The 20,952-nt window shown below is 63.5% G+C and carries 20 protein-coding genes; 9 read left to right on the forward strand and 11 right to left on the reverse strand.

The window, feature by feature from the left end:
* Positions 1 to 99 precede the first annotated feature (99 nt).
* From thiC to panC, 7 genes are all read left to right on the forward strand, one after another.
* On the forward strand, positions 100 to 2,085 hold the full coding sequence (gene thiC / locus IEX16_RS05100; protein WP_188707272.1) for a phosphomethylpyrimidine synthase ThiC: 1,986 nt from the start codon (positions 100 to 102) through the stop codon (positions 2,083 to 2,085).
* 28 nt (positions 2,086 to 2,113) lie between these two features.
* Positions 2,114 to 3,178, forward strand: a complete 1,065-nt coding sequence (gene thiO, locus IEX16_RS05105; protein ID WP_188707274.1) for a glycine oxidase ThiO — start codon at positions 2,114 to 2,116, stop codon at positions 3,176 to 3,178.
* The gene (thiS, locus tag IEX16_RS05110) at positions 3,175 to 3,384 is read left to right on the forward strand and encodes a sulfur carrier protein ThiS (RefSeq protein WP_188707276.1); all 210 of its coding nucleotides are present in this window, start codon (positions 3,175 to 3,177) and stop codon (positions 3,382 to 3,384) included. Before thiO ends, thiS begins: the two co-directional genes overlap by 4 nt.
* A gap of 3 nt (positions 3,385 to 3,387) precedes the next feature.
* Complete coding sequence (locus IEX16_RS05115) at positions 3,388 to 4,230, forward strand: thiazole synthase (RefSeq protein WP_229676197.1); 843 nt, start codon at positions 3,388 to 3,390, stop codon at positions 4,228 to 4,230.
* A gap of 8 nt (positions 4,231 to 4,238) precedes the next feature.
* On the forward strand, positions 4,239 to 5,432 hold the full coding sequence (locus tag IEX16_RS05120; RefSeq protein WP_188707277.1) for a thiamine phosphate synthase: 1,194 nt from the start codon (positions 4,239 to 4,241) through the stop codon (positions 5,430 to 5,432).
* A gap of 12 nt (positions 5,433 to 5,444) precedes the next feature.
* Positions 5,445 to 6,317: a 3-methyl-2-oxobutanoate hydroxymethyltransferase gene (panB, locus tag IEX16_RS05125; RefSeq protein WP_188707279.1), complete on the forward strand. Its 873-nt coding sequence runs from the start codon at positions 5,445 to 5,447 to the stop codon at positions 6,315 to 6,317.
* A 165-nt stretch (positions 6,318 to 6,482) separates the two neighbouring features.
* Positions 6,483 to 7,331, forward strand: coding sequence for a pantoate--beta-alanine ligase (gene panC, locus IEX16_RS05130; protein WP_188707281.1), 849 nt, complete (start codon positions 6,483 to 6,485; stop codon positions 7,329 to 7,331).
* A gap of 67 nt (positions 7,332 to 7,398) precedes the next feature.
* Here panC and IEX16_RS05135 read toward each other — a convergent pair whose 3' ends face one another.
* From IEX16_RS05135 to IEX16_RS05185, 11 genes are all read right to left on the reverse strand, one after another.
* Positions 7,399 to 7,767 (reverse strand): hypothetical protein, encoded by a 369-nt coding sequence (locus tag IEX16_RS05135; protein ID WP_188707282.1) that lies wholly within the window; start codon positions 7,765 to 7,767, stop codon positions 7,399 to 7,401.
* Positions 7,768 to 7,786: 19 nt separating this feature from the next.
* Positions 7,787 to 8,215, reverse strand: a complete 429-nt coding sequence (locus tag IEX16_RS05140; protein ID WP_188707283.1) for a phage holin family protein — start codon at positions 8,213 to 8,215, stop codon at positions 7,787 to 7,789.
* A 27-nt stretch (positions 8,216 to 8,242) separates the two neighbouring features.
* Positions 8,243 to 8,545 (reverse strand): ElaB/YgaM/YqjD family protein, encoded by a 303-nt coding sequence (locus IEX16_RS05145; RefSeq protein WP_188707284.1) that lies wholly within the window; start codon positions 8,543 to 8,545, stop codon positions 8,243 to 8,245.
* 122 nt (positions 8,546 to 8,667) lie between these two features.
* On the reverse strand, positions 8,668 to 9,441 hold the full coding sequence (locus IEX16_RS05150) for a type III pantothenate kinase (RefSeq protein WP_188707285.1): 774 nt from the start codon (positions 9,439 to 9,441) through the stop codon (positions 8,668 to 8,670).
* A 79-nt stretch (positions 9,442 to 9,520) separates the two neighbouring features.
* Positions 9,521 to 10,963 (reverse strand): amidase, encoded by a 1,443-nt coding sequence (locus IEX16_RS05155; RefSeq protein ID WP_188707286.1) that lies wholly within the window; start codon positions 10,961 to 10,963, stop codon positions 9,521 to 9,523.
* A 29-nt stretch (positions 10,964 to 10,992) separates the two neighbouring features.
* On the reverse strand, positions 10,993 to 12,492 hold the full coding sequence (locus IEX16_RS05160) for a M81 family metallopeptidase (protein ID WP_188707287.1): 1,500 nt from the start codon (positions 12,490 to 12,492) through the stop codon (positions 10,993 to 10,995).
* On the reverse strand, positions 12,489 to 14,141 hold the full coding sequence (locus IEX16_RS05165; RefSeq protein WP_188707288.1) for a dipeptide ABC transporter ATP-binding protein: 1,653 nt from the start codon (positions 14,139 to 14,141) through the stop codon (positions 12,489 to 12,491). Before IEX16_RS05165 ends, IEX16_RS05160 begins: the two co-directional genes overlap by 4 nt.
* Positions 14,138 to 15,010, reverse strand: coding sequence for an ABC transporter permease (locus tag IEX16_RS05170; RefSeq protein WP_229676198.1), 873 nt, complete (start codon positions 15,008 to 15,010; stop codon positions 14,138 to 14,140). Before IEX16_RS05170 ends, IEX16_RS05165 begins: the two co-directional genes overlap by 4 nt.
* Positions 15,011 to 15,024: 14 nt before the next feature.
* Entirely contained in the window at positions 15,025 to 15,978 is a 954-nt protein-coding gene (locus IEX16_RS05175; protein ID WP_188707290.1) for an ABC transporter permease, read from the reverse strand.
* 187 nt (positions 15,979 to 16,165) lie between these two features.
* Positions 16,166 to 17,749 carry an ABC transporter substrate-binding protein gene (locus tag IEX16_RS05180; protein ID WP_188707291.1) on the reverse strand — a complete coding sequence of 528 codons (1,584 nt, stop codon included), beginning with the start codon at positions 17,747 to 17,749 and terminating at the stop codon, positions 16,166 to 16,168.
* Between the two features lie 135 nt (positions 17,750 to 17,884).
* Complete coding sequence (locus tag IEX16_RS05185; RefSeq protein ID WP_188707292.1) at positions 17,885 to 18,550, reverse strand: helix-turn-helix transcriptional regulator; 666 nt, start codon at positions 18,548 to 18,550, stop codon at positions 17,885 to 17,887.
* A gap of 39 nt (positions 18,551 to 18,589) precedes the next feature.
* Between IEX16_RS05185 and IEX16_RS05190 the strand changes: the two genes are divergently transcribed.
* On the forward strand, positions 18,590 to 19,942 hold the full coding sequence (locus IEX16_RS05190; RefSeq protein ID WP_229676199.1) for a sensor histidine kinase: 1,353 nt from the start codon (positions 18,590 to 18,592) through the stop codon (positions 19,940 to 19,942).
* A 20-nt stretch (positions 19,943 to 19,962) separates the two neighbouring features.
* Positions 19,963 to 20,940 (forward strand): DNA-binding transcriptional response regulator, encoded by a 978-nt coding sequence (locus IEX16_RS05195; RefSeq protein ID WP_188707293.1) that lies wholly within the window; start codon positions 19,963 to 19,965, stop codon positions 20,938 to 20,940.
* Positions 20,941 to 20,952 lie beyond the last annotated feature (12 nt).

The raw sequence follows: 20,952 nt of genomic DNA on the forward strand, positions 1-20,952 counted from the left end.
AGCGCCCCTGGTTTTCAGTCACTGACCACACCCACAACGCTGGTTCTGGCCACACCTTCGGAGCATTTTTGTGTACCCACACAAGCAAAGGATGCACCGATGAACGCCCCTGATAAATTTGCCCAGTTGCTGTCCCTGACACGCGAGCCGTTTCCCGCGTCACGAAAAATTTATGTGCCAGGCCAGATCCACGCCGGTATTCGCGTGCCCATGCGTGAAGTCGCCTTGAGCAACGGCGAATCCGCCACGCTGTACGACACCTCCGGCCCCTACACCGATCCCACCGCCGATATCAACGTGCGGCGGGGGCTGGAGGCGATGCGAACGCCGTGGATTGATGCACGCGGCGACACCGAGATTTACACCGGCCGCGCGGCACAAGCCGTTGATGACGGTGTGCGCCGCGCCGGGCAACCCCAAGCAAGCACGGCCCCCCCGGGGGGCGGTGAAGTACGCGAAGCGACAAGCGTGGGGGAAAACTCCCGCCGCGAGGATCGCACGGACCCGTCGGACCCCGAAGTCCAGCGCATCGCCGCCCTGCGCGCACAGGCCGCTGGCCTGCAGCGCACACCGCGCCGCGCCAAGGCCGGCGCCAACGTCAGCCAGATGCACTACGCGCGGCGCGGCATCATCACGCCCGAAATGGAATACATCGCGCTGCGCGAAAACTCCAAGCGTGAATGGATGGCCGAGTACCTGAGCGACGCCGAGCGCAACCAGCGCCTGCGCGGCAACCCCATGGGCGCGCAGTTGCCCGAATTTGTCACGCCGGAGTTTGTGCGCGACGAAGTGGCGCGCGGCCGGGCCATCATTCCGGCCAACATCAACCACCCCGAAGTCGAGCCCATGGTCATAGGCCGCAACTTCCTGGTCAAGATCAACGCCAACATCGGCAACTCGGCGGTCACGTCCAGCATTGAAGAAGAGGTTGAAAAACTGGTTTGGGCCATCCGCTGGGGCGCAGACAACGTCATGGATCTGTCCACCGGCAAAAACATCCACACCACCCGCGACTGGATCATCCGCAACTCGCCAGTTCCGATTGGCACGGTGCCGATTTACCAGGCGCTGGAAAAAGTAGGCGGCGTCGCCGAAGACCTGAGCTGGGAAATTTACCGCGACACCTTGATTGAGCAGGCCGAGCAGGGCGTGGACTACTTCACCATCCACGCCGGCGTGCGCCTGCCCTTCATCCCGATGACAGCCAAGCGCCGCACTGGCATCGTCTCGCGCGGCGGCTCCATCCTGGCCAAGTGGTGTATGTCGCACCACAAAGAGAACTTTTTGTACACGCACTTTGAAGACATTTGCGAAATCATGAAGGCCTACGACGTGAGCTTCTCGCTGGGTGATGGCCTGCGGCCCGGCTCGGGCGCGGACGCCAACGACGAAGCCCAGTTTGCCGAACTGCGCACGCTGGGCGAACTGACAAAAATCGCCTGGAAGCACGACGTGCAGACCATGATCGAAGGCCCCGGCCATGTGCCCATGCACATGATCCAGGCCAACATGGAGGAGCAGCTCAAACACTGCCACGAAGCGCCGTTTTACACGCTGGGTCCGCTGACCATCGACATTGCGCCGGGTTACGACCATATCTCCAGCGCCATCGGTGCGGCCATGATCGGCTGGTACGGTACCGCCATGCTGTGTTACGTCACGCCCAAGGAACACCTGGGTCTGCCGGACCGCAATGACGTCAAGCAGGGCATCATTGCCTACAAGATTGCCGCGCATGCGGCGGACGTGGCCAAAGGGCATCCGACATCGCGTGCGCGCGACGAGGCGCTGTCCAAAGCGCGCTTTGAATTTCGCTGGCACGACCAGTTCAACCTTTCGCTGGACCCGGACACGGCGCGTGAGTTCCATGACGAAACCCTGCCCAAGGAAGTCAGCAAGGTCGCGCATTTCTGCTCCATGTGCGGGCCAAAATTCTGCTCGATGAAGATCAGCCAGGAGGTACGCGAGTTTGCAGCACGGCAGGGCCTGGACGAGGCTGCGGCGCTGGCACAGGGAATGCAGGCAAAATCGGCCGAGTTCCGCGACGGCGGCAGCGAAATTTACATCCCCATCCAGAAACTCTGAAACCACGCTGACAAGGGCGGACACATCCATGCATATTGGTATCGCAGGCGCAGGCTTGCTGGGGCGGCTGCTGGCTTTCGAGCTGGCCACGTCCGGCCACTCGGTCGAGGTTTTTGATCCGGCGCCCGGCCCGCAAGCACCGGCCTCAGGGGTGTACGCCGCCGGCTGGACGGCGGCCGGCATGCTCAGTCCCACGGCCGAGCTGGAGTCGGCCGATGAAAACGTTTTTGCGCTCGGCCTGCGTTCGCTGGAACTGTGGCCGGGCATCGTGGCCGCGCTGGGCCAGACGGTCGAAATGCACCGTCGCGGCAGTCTGCTGGTGGCGCACCGCGGCGACGAGGGAGCGGCCCGCCGCGTGGTTGACCTGCTGCAGCACAAGGCGCCACTCGGCCATACGCCACAGGTACTCGATGCGGCAACCCTGCGCGAACTTGAACCCGCGATCCACGGCGCGGTCCACACTTGGCTGCTGCCGCATGAAGGGCAGATCCACAGCGTCCAGGCCATGGCGGCGCTGGCCGATGCGGCCGCTGCGGCGGGCGCGCACTTTCACTGGGGTGTCACGGTGCAGCGCCTGCAGGCTGGCGAAATCCACACGCGGCAAGGACTGCACACCTTGGACTGCGTGTTTGATGTGCGCGGCACCGGCGCACGGCCCCCGCCGGCGGAGCGCTCGCCGAGCGACGGTTTTACGCGGGACGTGCGCGGCGTGCGCGGCGAAATCATCTGGCTACATGCGCCCGGCGTGCAACTGCAGCGGCCAGTGCGGCTACTGCACCCGCGCCACCGCGTCTACCTGGTGCCGCGTGAAGGCGGGCACATCGTGGTCGGCGCCAGCGAGATCGAAAGCGAAGACCGCTCGCCAATCTCGCTGCGCAGCACGGTCGAACTGCTGGCAGCAGCGCACAGCATCATTCCCGAACTTGCGGAAGCGCGCGTGATTCATTCTGAAACCAATCTGCGCCCCGCGCTGCCCGACAATCTTCCGCGCGTTGAACAGTCCCCTGGCCTGGTGCGCATCAACGGCCTGTTTCGTCACGGCTGGCTGATCGCACCGGCGCTGGTGGAACAAACGCTCAAGGACCTGACATGACCGACATCACCATCACCCTCAACGGCGAAACCCGGGAGTTGCCGGCCGCCAGCACGCTGGCCGATGCGCTGGCGGCCAACGGCCAGCCGCCCGCTGCTTTTGCCAGCGCTGTCAATGGCGAGTTTGTTGCGCGCGATGCGCGTGCGCAAACCCTTCTCGCAGAGGGCGACGCCGTTTTTACCTTTCAAGCCATCACTGGAGGCTAATCAATGACGACCCCCACGCTCTCTTCGTTCGCTGCCCCCCGAGGGGGCCGTGCGGGCACTGCGATGACTTTTTCCATCGCCGGCACCGAGCTGAAGAGCCGTTTTTTTCTCGGCACCGCCAGCTACCCTTCACCGCAGGTTTTGCAGGAGGCGATTGCGGCATCCGGCGCTGAAGTTGTCACCGTCGGGCTCAAGCGTCAGATGGCGTCCGGCGGCGCGAGCGCGCAGAATGACTTTTACAAAATGATTCGGGACAGCGGCGCCCGCCTGCTGCCCAACACCGCCGGCTGCCGCAGCGCGCGCGAGGCCGTCACCCTGGCGCAAATGGCGCGAGAGCTGTTCAGCACCCACTGGATCAAGCTTGAAGTGGTCGGCGACGAGCACACGCTGCAACCCGATCCTTTCGAATTGATCACGGCGGCCACCGAACTCGCACGCGACGGCTTTGAAGTTTTCCCCTATTGCACCGACGACCTGGTCAGCTGCCAGCGCCTGCTGGACACCGGTTGCCGCATCCTGATGCCCTGGGGCGCGCCGATTGGCTCCGGCCAGGGCCTGGTCAACCCCTATGCGCTGCGCACGCTGCGCGCGCGCCTGCCCGGTGTGCCGCTGATCGTGGACGCTGGTATCGGTTCCCCCGCCGACGCGGTGCAGGCCATGGAACTCGGTTACGACGCAGTGCTGCTGAACTCGGCCGTGGCCCATGCGCGCGACCCGGTGCAGATGGCGCGCGCCTTCAAGCTTGGCATCGAATCCGGGCGCCTGGCGTATGAGGCGGGCATCATGGCGCAACAGGACATGGCGGTCGCATCCACACCGGTGACAGGCCGGCCTTTTGTATTGTGAGCGCCGTCATGAATCGTACGGTCTGGACTTTTGCTGTCAATCTGAAGGAGATACAGCAGCGCCTCGATCAAACCAGCGCTTCGCCGGGCCCGGCCCTGCTCTGCCTGAGTCACAACGAAGCCGCCAAGCTGCTGCGTGTCTCCGCGCTGGACAGCCCCGAGGCCGTGATGCGGGCCGCAGCGCGATTGCGCGTCGCCGTTGGCGAGGCGGTTGTGATCACCGGCGACGGCGTCGACTACGCCGACACACCGCAGGCCAGCGGCTGGCTGAGCCCGTCGTCTACACCAGGGCCGCACAAACCCCATCCCGAGGCGGACACAATCTTCGCCGACGCCGCCACACAAGCACTGGCGCGCGGTTTTGTGGCCATGGAAACCATTGTTATGGCCTGGATGACGAGAAACGACGCCCTGAGCCAGCACGCGGGAACGGGGCTGCTGCAGCCGCGACCCGACTTTGCACAGCGCAGTTCCAATCTGCCGTTTTTCAGCCTGCCGCATGCAAGCAGCGTCAGCGGCTTTGCAGCGCTCAGCGATGCGGACCTGGGCGTGTATGCGGTGGTCTACAGCGCTGACTGGGTGACCCGCGTAGTGAGCGCCGGCGTGCGCACGGTGCAGTTGCGCATCAAGGACGCGGAAGGGCAGCAACACCGCGCCATGGTGCGCCAGGAAATCCGCCAGAGCATCGACGCCACCACAGCCGCCGGCGCGCAACTCTTCATCAACGACCACTGGCGACTGGCCATCGAAGAGGGCGCGTACGGCGTGCATCTGGGCCAGGAAGACCTGCACATCGCCGACCTGGCCGCCATCCGCCAGGCCGGCCTGCGTCTGGGCATCAGCACCCACGCCTATTGGGAAGTGTGCCGCGCCTGGGCGTTGCAGCCGAGCTATATCGCCTGCGGGCCTGTTCACCCCACTCAGGCCAAGGCCATGCCCTGGATACCGCAGGGCAACGGCAACCTGGCCTACTGGTGCAAGTTGCTGCCCACGCCGGTTGTCGGAATTGCCGGTATGGACGTGGCACGGATGGAAGAAGCCGCCGCGTGCGGTGCCGCTGGTGTGGCGGTGATCAGCGCCATCACCGCGGCCGTCTCGCCGGAAGCCGCGATAGCAGAGTTGCAGCAGGCCTTGCAGCGCGGCAGAAGCGGGCCTGCGATGCCCGTTCCGCTGCAGCCGCGCCCCACCCTGGCCGCCAACTGAACAGGAGGTTCCATGACAGTCGCATCCGCCAGCCCCTACGGCACCCTGCCCGCTTCGTCACCGGCCGCCTCGCGCAAACCGGTGAGCCTGCCGCGCCTGCGCGAGATGCATGCTCAGGGCGACAAAATCACCATGCTGACCGCCTACGACGCGACCTTTGCGGCGGTGGCCGATGCCGCCGGTGTTGAATGCATCCTGGTCGGCGACTCACTCGGCATGGTCTGCCAGGGCTTGAGCAGCACGGTCGGTGTGACGCTCGAAGCCATGCGGCATCACACCGAGTGTGTGGCTCGTGGCCTGCGCCGCGCGCAGGCCACCGCCTGGCTGATAGCCGACCTGCCCTTCGGCAGCTATCACGAGTCGAAAGAACAGGCCCTGCGCAGCGCCGCCGTGCTGATGCAGGCCGGCGCCCACATGGTCAAGCTCGAAGGTGGCGGCTGGACCACCGAGACTGTGCGCTTCCTGGTGGAACGCGGCATTCCGGTCTGCGCGCATCTGGGCCTGACGCCGCAAACCGTGCATGCACTCGGCGGTTACCGTGTGCAAGGCCGGAGCGATGAGGCGGCAGCCGCACTCAAGGCGCAAGCCCACGCGCTGCAGGACGCCGGAGCGGACATGCTGGTTCTGGAGATGGTGCCGGCGGCGCTGTCTGCAGCGCTGACCAAAGAACTTACGCACTGCCCGACCATAGGCATAGGTGCCGGCGTGGGCACCGCCGGCCAGGTGCTGGTGCTGCATGACATGCTGGGCATGAACCTGGGCAAGATGCCAAAGTTCGTGCATAACTTCATGACCGAGGCGCACAGCGTGCAGGGCGCAATGCAGGCGTATGTGCAGGCAGTCAAGCAACAGCGCTTTCCGGTCGACGCACTTCACGCCTGGTAGAAATAGTGCCCCCACGCTTGTCACTTCGTGTACTGTGCTGCCCCCCGAGGAGGCGCTGCGCCTGCGGCCCGGCGAAGCCGGTTCCGCGGCCCCAGCTGGTGAAGATCTCGCTCCCACGCTTCCGGCTTTTATAGTCGCCCCTTTTGAACACGAGCTTCACACCGCATGAAAATTGTCCACAGCATCACCGACCTGCGCGCCGCGCTGGCACCGTTCCAGCGCCCGGCTTTTGTGGCCACCATGGGCAACCTGCACGACGGCCACATTGCGCTGGTGGATCAGGCCAAGCCGCTGGGCGACGTGACCGTTGCCAGCATTTTTGTGAACCGCCTGCAGTTCGCGCCGCACGAAGACTTCGACAGTTACCCGCGCACCTGGGAGGCCGACTGCGACCGGCTGCGTGCCGCCGGCTGCGATGTGCTGTTTGCGCCGCGCGAGACCGACCTTTACCCTGAGCCGCAGACCTTCAAGGTGCAGCCGCCGGCCGAACTTGCCGACATTCTGGAAGGGCACTTCCGTCCTGGCTTTTTTGTGGGTGTCAGCACCGTGGTGATGAAACTGTTTGCCTGCGTGTTCGCTGGCAAACCGGCGGGTATCGCGATGTTCGGCAAGAAGGACTACCAGCAGGTGATGATCGTGCGGCGCATGGTGCAGCAGTTTGCGCTGCCCATCACCATCGTGCCCGGAGAGACCCTGCGTGCGGCCGACGGCCTGGCGCTGTCCTCGCGCAACGGCTACCTCAATGCGCTGGAGCGCAGCGAAGCGGTGGCCTTGTCACGCGCGCTCCAGGGGCTGGGTCAGGCCGTAAAAACGCAAGGCATGGCAAAACGGGAAACGCTGGAAGACGCCGCGATGCAGGCCCTGGCCGCGCGCGGCTGGAAGCCCGACTACCTGAGCGTGCGCCGCCGCGCGGACCTGCTGCCGCCTGACGACGGCGATGCCGATACGCCACTGGTCGTTCTGGGCGCGGCCAGGCTAGGCAGCACGCGACTGATCGACAATCTCGAAGTTTGACCTTGATCGCGTTGCTATATTGATAAAATTGGCCTCTGGCCCATACCCTACGGACGTGAGCAGCTATCTATTCAGGAGCACCGGGATCGGGATGCAGAGCGCTGTCATCATCGGTCGGCATCGCGGTGTTGGCATTGGCCTGCGCACGCTGCCCGGCCAGCCACTGCCAGCCTTTCCATGCCACAAAGGCTGCGCCTGCAGCCAGGGCCCCGTGACGCAGCGCCGGCCTGCGCGCACCAGCGAGGGCCAGAGATAGCAGAGGCCTGAGCAGTGAGGCGCGTTTGAGCAAGCCGAGGGCCAGCGGCAAGCCCCGGCCGATGGCCAAAGCCGGTGCCGCTTTGCCGAACACGGTCGCCGACTGCCTCACTGCATGGAGAGTGTGGACCAGTTCAGCACGCTCGGTGGCTGAGCGCAGCAGCAGCAACTGCTTTCTCATGGCCCTCTGCCTGGCGACATCACTCATGGGTATCTTTGCCGCGCGGCATGTAGCCGGTCGACTCAGCCTGCAGCGCCTCGCGGTCCCGTTTCATTTCTGCCAGCGTGGCTTGCAGGAAAGGTGGCCGCTTGGCCAGCATGCGCTGGACACGCCATGCGAACCCACCCGCCAGGCCCAGGTAGGCCGCCGAAAAACAAGCCAGCACGGTCACACGCTGGGCCGCATCGACAGCCCACACCACCATCAAGGTAGCCGTCAGCACGCCGACCAGACCGAACACGAGCAAGCCCAGCAGGCTCAGCAAAAGGCCGAGCAGCCGCTGCAACTCTTCTTCCAGCTCGACGCCCGCCAGCGCCAAACGGGTATGCGCCATGGCCAGAGCGGTCAGTGCGAGCTGGCGCAGTGAAGCCAGCAGGCGCGGCGGCGTGCTGATTTCGGGTGGGTTCATGCGGCAGGGTCTCGATGCTTGCCGGGACTACTTGCGATTGACCAGCAGGCCGACCAGAAACCCGGCCGCAGCGGCAATACCGACGGCCTTCCACGGGTTGGCGTGGACATACTCGTCGGTGACCTTCGCGGCTTCCTTGCCCTTGAGCAGCGCCGCTTCCTGCAAGCCGGTGAGTTTTTCGGTCGCGAGTTTGAGTTTGCCTGCCGCTTTCTCACGCAGTGCGGCGGCCGTCTCGCCTGTGGCGGCGGTGGCGGCCCTGAGCAGGTCCTCCACATCGGCAAGAACGAGCTTCATGTCGGTGATCAGTTTGTCTTTGCTGGTGTTGTCCATGGCGGGCTCCCAAAACAGGTTGAAAACGGGTTGCAATCAGGCCGGGCGTGACGCCCAGCTACAAAACCAGTTTATCCCACCAACCAGGCCGCAGCGCAAGTCGCAACATGCAGGCACAAACATCAAAGCTCGACCGGAAACCGCCGCGAAGCAATCTCCAGCAAGCCATCAAAAATCAAGCCCTCAACCAATTCGAACTTCACCGACATGCTTGGCCCCATCTTCCAGCCCGCGCCGCCAGTCATGATGCATTCAGGCGCCTCGCCGCAATGCCGCGTGGTGTTCTCCACCATGCGCTGAACGGCGCCGGCAATGGCGAAGGTGCCGCCGCTGGTCAGCGCGTCGCTGGTGTTGGTGGGGAAATCCCTGACGTCACCGGTCGGGACATGCAGGCCGGCGGTGCCGGACTCCAGCGCACGCAGCATGATGCCGTGGCCCGGCAAGATGATGCCGCCAAGAAACTTTCCGGAGGCGTCTATAGCCTCTACGGTGACTGCCGTGCCCACCATCACCACGACGCAGGGCTTTTGGATGCCCCGGGCCAGCAGCCGGTGCCGCGCCCCTATCATCGCGACCCAGCGGTCGGCACCCAGGCGCGCCGGATGGTCATAACCATTGGTCACGCCGGCTTCCTGGGCGCTCGGGATCACCCAGCGCGGAGCGACGTCCCAAAGTTCCATCTGTTCGATCACGCGGCGCTTGACCGCGTCGCCGGCCACGATACAGCCAAGAATGCGCGAGGGCGCAGGCAGTTCGTCCCACTCCTCGTCGGCAAGCTTGTCAATGTTTTCAAGAAACACAGCGCCATGGGCCAACAGCCGTGAGCCCGCGACCGGGGCCTCGTACTGGGCCCACTTCAGGCGGGTGTTGCCCACGTCGAGTGCTAAAAAAGTCATGTGACAGGATTATGAACAGGTTCTGACACCCGCCGCGGGGAGGATTCCCTTAAAGGCCGGAACAGGCCGGTGTAGGCACTCAGCGCGGCGTCACTGGCCGCGTAAAGTCCACCGTGCCCGTCCGCGCCGCTTCGTAGGCCCGCGAGGCGCGCAGCACCAGCGCATCGCCGAACATCGGCCCGACAAATTGCAGGCCGATTGGCAAACCATCGGAGGTCAGCCCGCAGGGCACGGTGCTGGCAGGCTGCTGGGTCAAGTTGAATGGGTAGGAAAACGGCGTCCAGCCCAGCATGGCCACCGGGTCCATGGGCGTGTGCCCGGCCGGCCGCGCCCTGAAGGCTGGCACCGCGACGCTGGGTGTGACCAGCAGGTCGAAACGCTGCATGAACTGCCGCATCAGCGAGCCGAGCGCACCGCGCTGCAAATGCAGGCGCTGGATGTCGAGCAGGCTGAGTTTTTCGCCCAGCAGCGCCTGGTCGCGGAAGTCCGGATCGGTCAGCGCCTGCTGCGCCGGCGACAGCGTGTTCCAGACCGTCCAGGCACCCGCAAACCACAGCCCGGTGCTGATCTCCAGCGGATCCTCGAAGCCAGGGTCGATCTGTTCAACATGGGCGCCCAGCTCAGACAGTTGCGCGACGGCCTGCGCCACCGAACGGGCGACCTCGGGATATACATTTTTGGCGTACCCCAGTGTCGGCGACCAGGCGATGCGCAAGCCGCGAATGCCATCCTCAAGCCCGTTCAGGTAGTCGCTACCGTCTGACGGCAGCGAGGTCCAGTCGCGCGCGTCGGGCTTTTTCAGCACATTCATCATCAGCGCCGCATCAGACACACTGCGGCTGTGCGGCCCCAGATGCGCCACCGACCCAAAAGGCGACAAGGGATAGGCAGGCACGCGGCCGAAACTGGGCTTGAGACCGACGTTGCCGCAGAAGGCTGCCGGGATGCGTACCGAGCCGGCGCCGTCGGTGCCGAGGGCCAGCGGGCCCATGCCGGAAGCCACGGCGGCTGCCGCCCCACCCGAGGAGCCACCTGGCGTTTTCGACAGGTCCCAGGGGTTGCGCGTGATGCCGGTGCGCGGTGAATTGGTCTCGCCCTTGCAGCCGAACTCCGGGGTGTTGGTCTTGCCAACAATCACTGCGCCGGCTTCGCGCAGCCGGGCCGTGGCCGGCGCATCCACGTCCCAGGGCTGGTCGGCATCGACCGTCCGGCTGCCGCGAAGGGTCGGCATGCCGCGCGTCAGGATGATGTCCTTGATCGAGACTGGCACGCCGTCGAGATCGCCACAGGGCGCGCCGCCCTGGCGAAGTTGCTGCCAGCGTTTTTCGCTGTCCCGAGCGGCCTGAAGCGCTGATTCGTGCGCCACCAGGCAAAACGCATTGAGCTGTGGATTCTGTGCGTCAATCCTGGCCAGCACGGCGCGGGCGGCATCCAAGGGTGAGGCCTGACCGGTTTGGTAAAGCTGCAGCAGCTCGGTGGCGGTGCAGTCGGCAAGATCGGTGCGGGGGCCGGAAAGCGTCATCGGATACTCCAAAAACCTGGAACTTCAAATCAGGGCTTGCGCCGCATTGAAGCAGGCAAATTTTTCCACGGCAGGTCGGCCGGATCGGCGGCCATCGGCCCTGCGGCCTTGGCCACGATGATGTCGGTCTGGGCGTCGGCTACCAGCGGTGTGAAGTCGGCGCGGAAGTGGTTGGAACTTTTGACCACGATGATCTTCAGGGCTTCAGGATGAATGCCGACCATGCGAAACAGTTCGCGGTCAAGCATCTGCATCTGCCCGCTGACCACGGCCACCTGCACGCCGTCAAGTTCCAGGCAGGCACAAGGCCCGAGCGTGACCGCCATCCCGGTCATCATCGGCCCTTTAATCGTCACCTGGCCGTCGCTGAGCGCACGTACCCTGAACTCGCCTGTCACTGGCGGATCGCTGTGCTGGCCGGTGAATGTGGGCACGGCCGTCCCCAGCGTGATCGAAATGGTCGCCCCCACCCCTGCGGCGGCAGCGGCCCGTGCGGCTTGCGGATCGAACATCAACCCCAGGGCAATCTGGTCGGGGAATTTTTTTCCCGCGTCCTGCTGCAACAGCGCATGCAGCAGGCCAGTGGTGTTGCTGTCCCCGCCCGCACCCGGATTGTCCTGCGTATCGGCAATGACCAGCGGCTTGTGCGCCTGGGAGGCCCGCGCCAGCGATTGCGCCACCGCATCGTGGGCAGACAGGAATTCGAGTTTCCACTGCGTCGGCTCAGCCACCAGGGCAAACAGACGGTCTACCGCCTCTAACGCATGCTCACCATGCGCCCAGACCATGGGCCCGCACTCATCAAAATCGGACGCCGGAAAAGCCATGCAGAAACTCAGACAGGTGCCGAAATGTTTGTCCAGCTCCGGCAAGGCGTCGTAGAGAGCTGCGGCAGGCTGCATCCAGGTGCTCTGTGCATTCAGCGGAATCAGAAACGGCAGGCGCCGGTAGCGCAGCGGCTCCTTGCGGCCCACTTTAATGCGTCGTGCCAGCAATTGCGCCGCCAGCTCACCGGTCCCAGCCATATCGATGTGAGGGTAGGTCCGGTAAGACACCAGCGCATCGGCTTGCTGCAACATGCGTTGTGTCACGTTGGCATGCAGGTCCAGGCTGGCCACAATGGGAATGTCCTTGCCCACCACCTGGCGGATGCGCGTGATCAGTTCGCCCTCGGTGTCGTCCAGATGCTCTGCCACGCCGGCGCCATGCAGGTCCAGGTAGACCGCATCAAAGCCGCCCTTGTTCACGTCTGCCATGACGGACGCGCTCATGCGCTCAAACGCATCTTGCGTTACATAGGACGACGGTGATGCGCCACACCAGCTACTGGGCACAAGCTGCCAGCCTCGGATTTTTGCGGCATCAATGAAGCCGCCCATCGGCAGATTGACGCCGGTGAGCTTGTCGAGCATGGCCCGGCCATGGATAAAAGCAGGAAAATCATCGCCACGGTTGAAGGCCGCCCAGTCGGCCTTGGAGGGGGCGAAGGTATTGGTTTCGTGCTGGTAGCCGGCAACAAGGATTTTCAAAAGGCGGCTCCGGGCGCGGCGGCCAGCAGCCGGCGCGTGTAGTCATGTTGGGGGTGGGCAAACAGCTCGGCCGTCGGCCCTTCTTCCACAATTTTCCCCTGGTACATCACGATGACCCGGTCACACAACTGGGCGGCCACACGCAGGTCATGGGTGATGAACAGCAGGCCGAGACCGAGTTCGGCCTGGATTTCGCGCAGCAGGCTCAGGATCTGCGCCTGCACGCTGACATCAAGCGCGCTGACGGCTTCGTCGGCGACCAGCACGCGGGGCCGGCAGGCCAACGCGCGCGCAATCGCGATGCGCTGGCGCTGGCCGCCCGAAAACTGGCTGGGGTAACGCTGCAGACCCTCGGCAGGCAGCCGGACTTTGTCCATCAAAAGGGCGGCGAGTACTGTCGCTTCTGCGCGGGTAGCTCCGAAATTGATAGCGCCTTCGATGATGGAGTCGCCGACCTTGCGGCGCGGGTTGAGCGAACGGTTCGGGTCCTGGAACACCACCTGCACCTGGCTGCGCAAGGGCCGGAGCTGGCCTTCCTTGAAGCTGGCCACATCAATCAACGCGCTGTCCGCGCCCTGGTCTGGCTGGCTCCACAGCACTTGGCCGCCGGTCGGATCGATCAGGCGGATCAGGCAGCGCGCCAGCGTGGATTTTCCGGACCCGGACTCGCCGACCACGCCAACAGTTTCGCCGGCAGAGACTGCGACTGAGGCGGCTTGCAACGCATGGGTGAGACGCTGGCGGCCCAGCCAGTCGCGGGCAACATAGGTCTTGCTGACGTCCCGCCCGCGCAGCAGCGGCAGGCCCTGCGGCGCCGGTCGCGCCGGCGGCGGCGTCATGCCAGGCACCGCAGCGAGAAGCATTTTGGTGTAATCGGCCTGGGGGTTGCGCAGCACGGCATCGCGCGTGCCGTACTCAACCGCCCGCCCCTGGTGCATTACCAGCACCTCGTCGGCAATGTCGGCCACGACGCCCATGTCGTGCGTGATGAATAACACGGCACAGGCCTGCCGGCGGCCGCTGGACTGGTCCTCCTGCAACTCTGCAATCAACTTGAGGATTTCCTTTTGCGTCGTGACATCCAGCGCCGTGGTCGGCTCGTCACAGATCAGCAGGGCCGGCTGCAAAATCACCGCCATCGCAATCATGATGCGCTGGCGCTGACCACCCGAAAGCTGATGCGGGTAGCTGCGCAACATGCGCTCCGGCTCGGGCAACTTGACGCGCTGCACGATGTCGGAAACCGCCTCACTGCGCCGCTTTGCGTTCCAGTCGGTGTGTACCCTGAGCAACTCGTCAATCTGATCGCCGCAGCTCATCACCGGATTGAGCGCCGTCATCGGCTCCTGGAACACCATGCCCATGGCCTGGCCGCGCAACGCGCGCAGGCGCGTGGGGTTGGCATCGAGCAGCGATTCCCCGTTCAGAAGGATGGCACCCGGTCCGGGCTTGAGCTCACGCGCGAGCAGTCCCATCACGGCGGTGGCCATGACCGATTTTCCGGAGCCAGACTCCCCCACGATACACAGCGTCTTGCCCGGGCGGATGTTCAAACTGACGTTTTCGACGGCATAGGCACGGTCACTGCCCGCCGGCAAGGCCACATGCAGCTTGTCGATGACGAGAACGGGAGTTGCCTCTGTATTCATGGGCTGCGTTTTGAAAATTTCGGATCGAGTACATCGCGCAATCCGTCACCCAGCAGGTTAATCGCCAGCACAGTGGGCACGAGGAACAGCGCCGGGAACAACACATTGCCCGGGTACTGGGTGAACTGCACCCGCCCTTCGGCCATGATGTTGCCCCAGGTCGGGATGTCGGCGGGCAGACCGAGCCCGAGAAAACTCAGGATCGCCTCGGTCAGGACCGCTGATGCGGCCACAAAGGTGCCCTGCACAATCAGTGGCGCCATCGCATTGGGCAGGATGTGCCGCCACAGGATCACCGGCGTCGGGGTCGCCAGCGCACGGGCAGCCTCCACAAACGGTTCCTCGCGCAGGGTCAACACCATGGAGCGCACCAAGCGCGTGACGCGCGGGATCTCCGGGATCGCGATGGCCACCACCACCGTCCACAACTGCGCGCCCAGCGCGGCCACCAGCGCGATCGCCAGCAGGATCGCCGGGATGGCCATCAGCCCATCCATGAAACGCATCAGCACCGCGTCCACCATGCGGAAGTAACCTGCCAGCATGCCCAGCAGGGCACCCACACCGATGGCCACCGTCGCGGTGAAGGCTGCCACCAGCAGGGAGGTGCGCGTGCCGTACAGCACGCGGCTGAAAATGTCGCGACCGAAGTTGTCGGCGCCCATCCAGAAGGTGTGTTGGACCACCGTGCCGTCAAGTTGCGCGAACTCCCCGCGCACGCCCGAAGCGGTATTGATGTTGGCCGAATCCATGGCGGCGGGGTCTACCGTACCCAGTACCGGCGCCAGCGCGGCCAACAGCAGCAGTACGCCCAGCACCGTCACACCAAAACGGAAGGCACTGTTGCGCCAGAGCCTTTGCAAAAGCATCAACCGGGCCTGCATCAGTAACGGATCCTCGGGTCCAGAAACAGGTAACTGACATCCACCAGCAGGTTGACGCCGACATACAGCAGGCTGAAAAACAGCACCAGGCCCTGGATCACCGGAAAGTCACGGTTCAGCACCGCATCCACCGTCAACGAGCCCAGGCCAGGAATCGAATACACCGTCTCGGTCACCACCACGCCGCCGATCAACAGCGCCACGCCGATGCCGATCACGGTCACGATGGGCACCGCCGCGTTGGCCAGTGCATGGCGCATCAACACCGCGAATTCAGCAAGCCCCTTGGCGCGCGCCGTGCGAATGTAATCTTCAGTCAGGGCCTCGGACACACTGGCGCGCGTAACGCGGGCAATCAGTGCGACATAAATCATGGCCAGCGTGATCCAGGGCAGCACCAACTGGCGCGCCCAGGGCCAAGCGCCCTGCCCGTCGCTGCCGAACAAGCGCCGGTAACCCTGCACCGGAAACCATTCAAGCTGCACTGCAAATACGTAAATCAGCAGGTACCCGGTGACAAACACAGGAATGGAAAATCCGGCTACTGAAAAGCCCGACAGCAGGCGGTCCAGCCAGCCGCCCATGCGCCAGGCGGCGATGGTGCCCAGCGGCACCGCTACCAGCACCGCCAGGACCAGGGTGCCCACCGCCAGACTGAGCGTGGGCTCCAGCCGCTGCGCGATCAATTCGGTGACGGGTTTGTTCAGATAAAAGGAGTAACCGAGGTCGCCCTGCAGCACACCACTGAACCATATCCAGAACTGAACCAGCAGCGGTTTGCTCAGGCCCAGGGTCTCGCGGATTTTTTCGATGTCTTCATTGGTCGAATTGTTGCCGGCAATCACCGCCGCCGGGTCTCCGGGCGTCAAGCGCAGTATCAGGAAAACCACGACCGCCACGACGAGAAGCACCGGGATGGTGGCGAGCAGGCGCTGCAGCAAAAATCTCAGCATGAGTTTCTTCCGCTCGGCATCGGTTGGGTACACCCTTCGACAGCTTCAAGCGACACGCGTGCGGGCCCATTCCTTATTAGCGGGGACCGCGGAACCGGCTTCGCCGGGCCGCAGGCGCAGCGCCCCTCTGTTTCGGGCAAGGGGCAGCGGAGTGCCGAAGGCTCGCGAAGCGACAAGCGTGGGGGCACTAGTTCTTCTTGATGTTCCAGTACACCTGCGCGCCGCCAGGCACCAGACCGGAGATGTTGCTGCGCAGCGCGGCCGGATTGTTGTACTGACCCAGGTGCACATGCGAGGCCGTTTCAATCGCGCGGAGCTGCAGTTGTTCGGCGAGTTTCTTCTTCTCAGCCTCGGTGCTGGCCTGGGCGAACTTGACCTTCAGGTCCTCGATGACCTTGTCGTCCTGCCAGCCGAACCAGCCCTTGTCACCGGTGGCGTTGAGCATGGCCATGGTCAGCGGGTTCTGGATGTCGCCGGCGGTCCATGCCGTCATGAACGCGTTCCAACCGCCTTTGTCGGGTGCATCCTTCTTTGCCCGGCGGGCAAGCAAGGTAGCCCAGTCGGACTGCTGCATGTCCACCTTGAAGCCGGCGGCTTCAAGCTGCTGCTTGGCCACCAGCGGCAGCTTGGCAATCGAGGCCAGATCGGTCGGCCGCATCAGCACCACAGGCTCGCCCTTGTAACCGGCCTCGGCCAGCATCTGTTTGGCCTTGGCCGGATTGGCCATGCCGGTGTAAATCCCGGCGTTGTCGCTGGCATAGGGTGTGCCGCAGGGAAAGATGCTCTTGCAGAACTTGTACATGCCAGGCGCGCCGACCTGGGTTTTCAGGAAGGCCTCCTGGCCCATGGCCACCATAGCCGCCTGGCGGATCTTCACGTTGTCGAACGGGGCGTGCAGGTGGTTGAAGCGAAAGATGTACTGCAGACCGGCCGGCTGGGCGTCCACAATCTGGACGTCCTTGGCCGCCTTGAGCGAGGCGTACTGCTCAAAAGCGGGTTGTTCGATGATGTCCACCTCGCCGGCGATCAGTGCATTGAACTGGGTTTGCGGATCACGGATGATGATCCATTCCACGCGATCCAGATAGACGTTTTTGCCGCCTGTTGTTCCATTGGGCGCTTCACTGCGCGGCGTGTATTTGTCGTTCTTGACATAGACCAGTTTTTCACCGGGTTTGTACTCGGCCGTGACGAACTTATAGGGTCCGGAGCCGATGTTTTCCTTGATCTGCTCGCTGCCCGGCGTGGCCGCGATGCGCGCCGGCATGATGAAAGGCACGTTCGACGAAGGCTTGCCGAGCGCTTCAAGCATTACGCCGAAAGGCTGGTTGAATTTGATGACAAAAGTCTTGGCATTGGGCGTTTCATAACTGGCCACGCTTTTGGCCATGACCCCGCCAAAACTGTCGCGGCTGGCCCAACGCTTGAGCGATGCCACCACGTCCTCGCTGGTGACAGCCTTGCCATCATGAAATTCCAGGCCATCGCGCAGCGTGAAGGTCCAGACCTTGTTGTCCTTGGACGCACTGTAGGTGTCCACCATTTGCGGCTTGACCTTGCCCTCCAGGTCGGTGCCGAACAGCGTGTCGTAAATCATGTACCCATGATTGCGGGTCACGAACGCCGTGGTCCAGACCGGGTCCAGAATGGTGATGTTCGAGTGCGGCACCACTTTGAGCGTCTTGCCCTGGGCTTGGGCAAAGGCCGGAAGCAGCAAGGCAGAGATCACCGCCGTGGAAGCGGCCAGGGCAACAAGGGAGCGACGTTTCATGACGAATTTTCCTTAGAAACAAGAGGTGGAACAGCCAGACTGCAATCACACGGGCTGTTTGCGTAATGTAACCATAGTTCATAGGCAATATTCAAGCCACAGGGAAACATTGGATACCCAAAGCCGCGGGGCTCCCTAGATCACGCCCATCCAGCAAGCGCGCTGAATCGCCGACATCTTGTTGTCCACCTTGAGTTTGGCCATGGCATTGGCCATGTGGTAATTGACCGTACGTTCGGTGCACCGCAAGCGCTCGCCTGTCTGGCGCGCGGTCAAGCCTTCGAAAGCCAGCGCCAGACATTCGCTTTCGCGCGGGCTGAGCGGGCTGCTGGCGGCGGCCATGGTGCGCTTGAACAAGGGCCAGATATTGAGCGCCGACCAGACCAGAGCGGCCGCCTCAGCCCGGTCATGAAACTGGCGCGGGCTCAGCATGAAACATTCAAAGGCGCGCCCCGAAGGCAGGGGGAACTCAACACGTACCACGCTCTGGAAACCGTGGGCCAGCCACAACAGACGCCAGCGGTCGCGGCCCGTGTCCGAGTTGCCAATATGCTGCCAGGCCACCATCGGAGCATCCGATTCCCGCCACGGCGCGCCAAAGTCCTGGCTGTCGGCCAAGGCCGAGGCAGCATCCATAAAGCGCGGCGGATGAACCGCTGCCACCAGCCGGTCCGGACGCTGGCCATAGGGGTCCGGACCGAGCACCACCACAGCTTCAACCGCGAACTCGCGCAAGGCCGAAATCCAGTCGCTCAGCATGGCGTCCAGTACGACACTGTCAAAGTTGACAGGTAGGCGCATGCTCAGCGACGCCCCAGAACTGTGACAATGTACCGAGATATGTTCCAAGATTTCTTCATGGCTTCAGGAGTGCCTGCAAGGCTCAAACAATGGGTGCGCACGCTGTGGAATTTTCCCGGTGCCTGGGGACGACTGCTGTCGCGAATCCGGGCCGAGCTGTTTCACGAACAGCTGGTTCCTATTTTGCACCCCTCACCATGGCGTCTGCGCTGGCTCGGCATCTTCACGCTGGTCGGACACCCCTTGTTTGGCTGGATCTGGGGCCACTGGCTGCCACAGCCCTATGAGAATCCCGGCCTGCGCGCCGCCATGGGCACGCTGGGCTTGCTGCTCATTTCCGAAAGCATTACCAACGACCCTTCCAGCAAGCTTTCCGCGCGCATTTTCACCTTTGTTTTCTGGACGCAACTTCCGCTTTTTTTTAGCTGGATGTATTTTTGCAACAACGGCAATACGGCCTGGCTCCCCAGTTTTTGCGCCATGGTGTTGATTTACTACCATGTGACTGACTGGCGCGTGGCCACGGTAGGCATCGTCAGCGGCTTGTTGGGGGCCAGGGCCCTGTTTGTCTGGTTGGGACCGGTCGTGCCGCCCATGAGTGAGCAGCAGTTTGCGATCAACGCGGTAGTGATTGCTTTTTGCTGGGCCAGCGCCCTGCTGCTCGGCCTGTCGTCGGCCAACCTGCGCCGGGACCACCTGCAGCACACCCTGACCACCATAGGCATCATGGCGCACGAGCTGCGAACGCCGCTCGCGACCATGTCCCTGGTCGGGGACGCTGTGCGCAACGAGAGCCAGCCATTGAAGGAGGCGGGCGGCGAACAGCGGCTGGAGCAACTGGTGGTCAGGCTGCACACCCTGGTGCGCAACATGAACCAGCAGATCGACACACAGATCGCCAATGCGCGTCTGATGCGCCTGCCCATCCACAAGGAAACGGTGATGGCCGCTGAATTGCTGCGCAATGTGGTCAAGGACTACCCTTACAGAAGCTTGCGCGAACGCGAAAGCGTGGTGTTGGTACTGCGCAAGGACTTTTCCTTTGAATCGTCCTACCGGCTGTTCTCCCAGGTCGTCAACAACCTCCTGAAAAATGCCTTTCATTCGCTGGCGGCCAGCAGCGCAGCATCAAAACCCGGCAACCTGCGCATTGAAGTCGGCGTGCTGAACGGGTCCGGACGCATCATCATCACCGACCAGGGTTGCGGTATCGCGCCGGAATTGCAGGCGCGGATTTTCGAACCGTTTTTCTCCACCGACCGGGGCACGGGTCATGGCCTCGGCTTGGCGTTTTGCCGACAGGTTGTGCAAAGTGCACGCGGCTCCATCCGCGTCAAATCCGAGTTGGGCCGTGGCGCCATTTTCATCATCGATCTTCCCGTCCTCAGGTAATCCTTCACCATCTTCACGCCATGAGTTTCCCTCTGTTTCATCGCCCTGGCGCCGTCGTTTTTCTTGACGATGACCCCGACTACCTGGAAATGCTCGCCATGGTCTTGCCCAGGCATTGGCATATCAGGCTGTTTTTGAGGCCTCGGACTTGCATCAACCAGCTGCAGCAGGAACCGCCGCAGTGGGAGGCCGACGCCTGGGCCCAGCAGGAGATCATCGACAACTGGCGCGCCGGCAGCCCACTGATCCCGCAAATCCTGCAATATTGGTCGACGCGCTCCGACCCTTATGGCTTCACCCATGTATGTGTTTTTGACTACGCCATGCCGGGCATGGATGGCCTGCAGGCCTTGTCAGAACTGACCGATTGGCCGGGTGGCAGGGTGTTGCTTACGGGTCAGGCAGACGAACATGTTGCGGTCAGTGCTTTCAACCGCGGGTTGATTGACCAATTCATCGCCAAGCAGACGCCTGACATTTCCCAGCACCTGATATCTATGGTGCAGCGCATGCTGGACCGGCCCCAGTTGCGACACACCCAAACCTGGCGTGCGGCGCTGACCCAACCGCAACAGGCGCTGCTGCAGGTGCCGTCGGTAGCCCGTCAACTTACCAGCGTGGCCACCGACCAATGGGTCGAATATGTGGTGATTGGTGAGCCCTTCGGCATCCTGGGCATGAACGCGGAAGGACTTGTGAGCTGGCTGCAACTGGAGCCCGCTTCCGGGCTGGCAGAGCTGGCTGAACTGGCCGAATCTCAGGGTATGGACGCCAACTGCGCAGCCGACATCCGAAACGGCCAACAACTGGTGGATCTGGAGCTGCAACAAGCCCTGAAAAGGACGGGCCCGCCCGGAATGGCACCCGCCTTTTCCATTGGGCACGAAGGCTCGATGCTGGCCGCGATGTTCCCGCTGGAACTTCCATCCAGCGAGCGGCAATGGACCGGTTACGCCAAGTGGCTCAAGAAGAACGGCCCCCGCACGGTGCAGGACTAGGGGCCGTTCACA

This window comes from Polaromonas eurypsychrophila (assembly GCF_014641715.1).
GTDB lineage: Bacteria > Pseudomonadota > Gammaproteobacteria > Burkholderiales > Burkholderiaceae_C > Polaromonas > Polaromonas eurypsychrophila.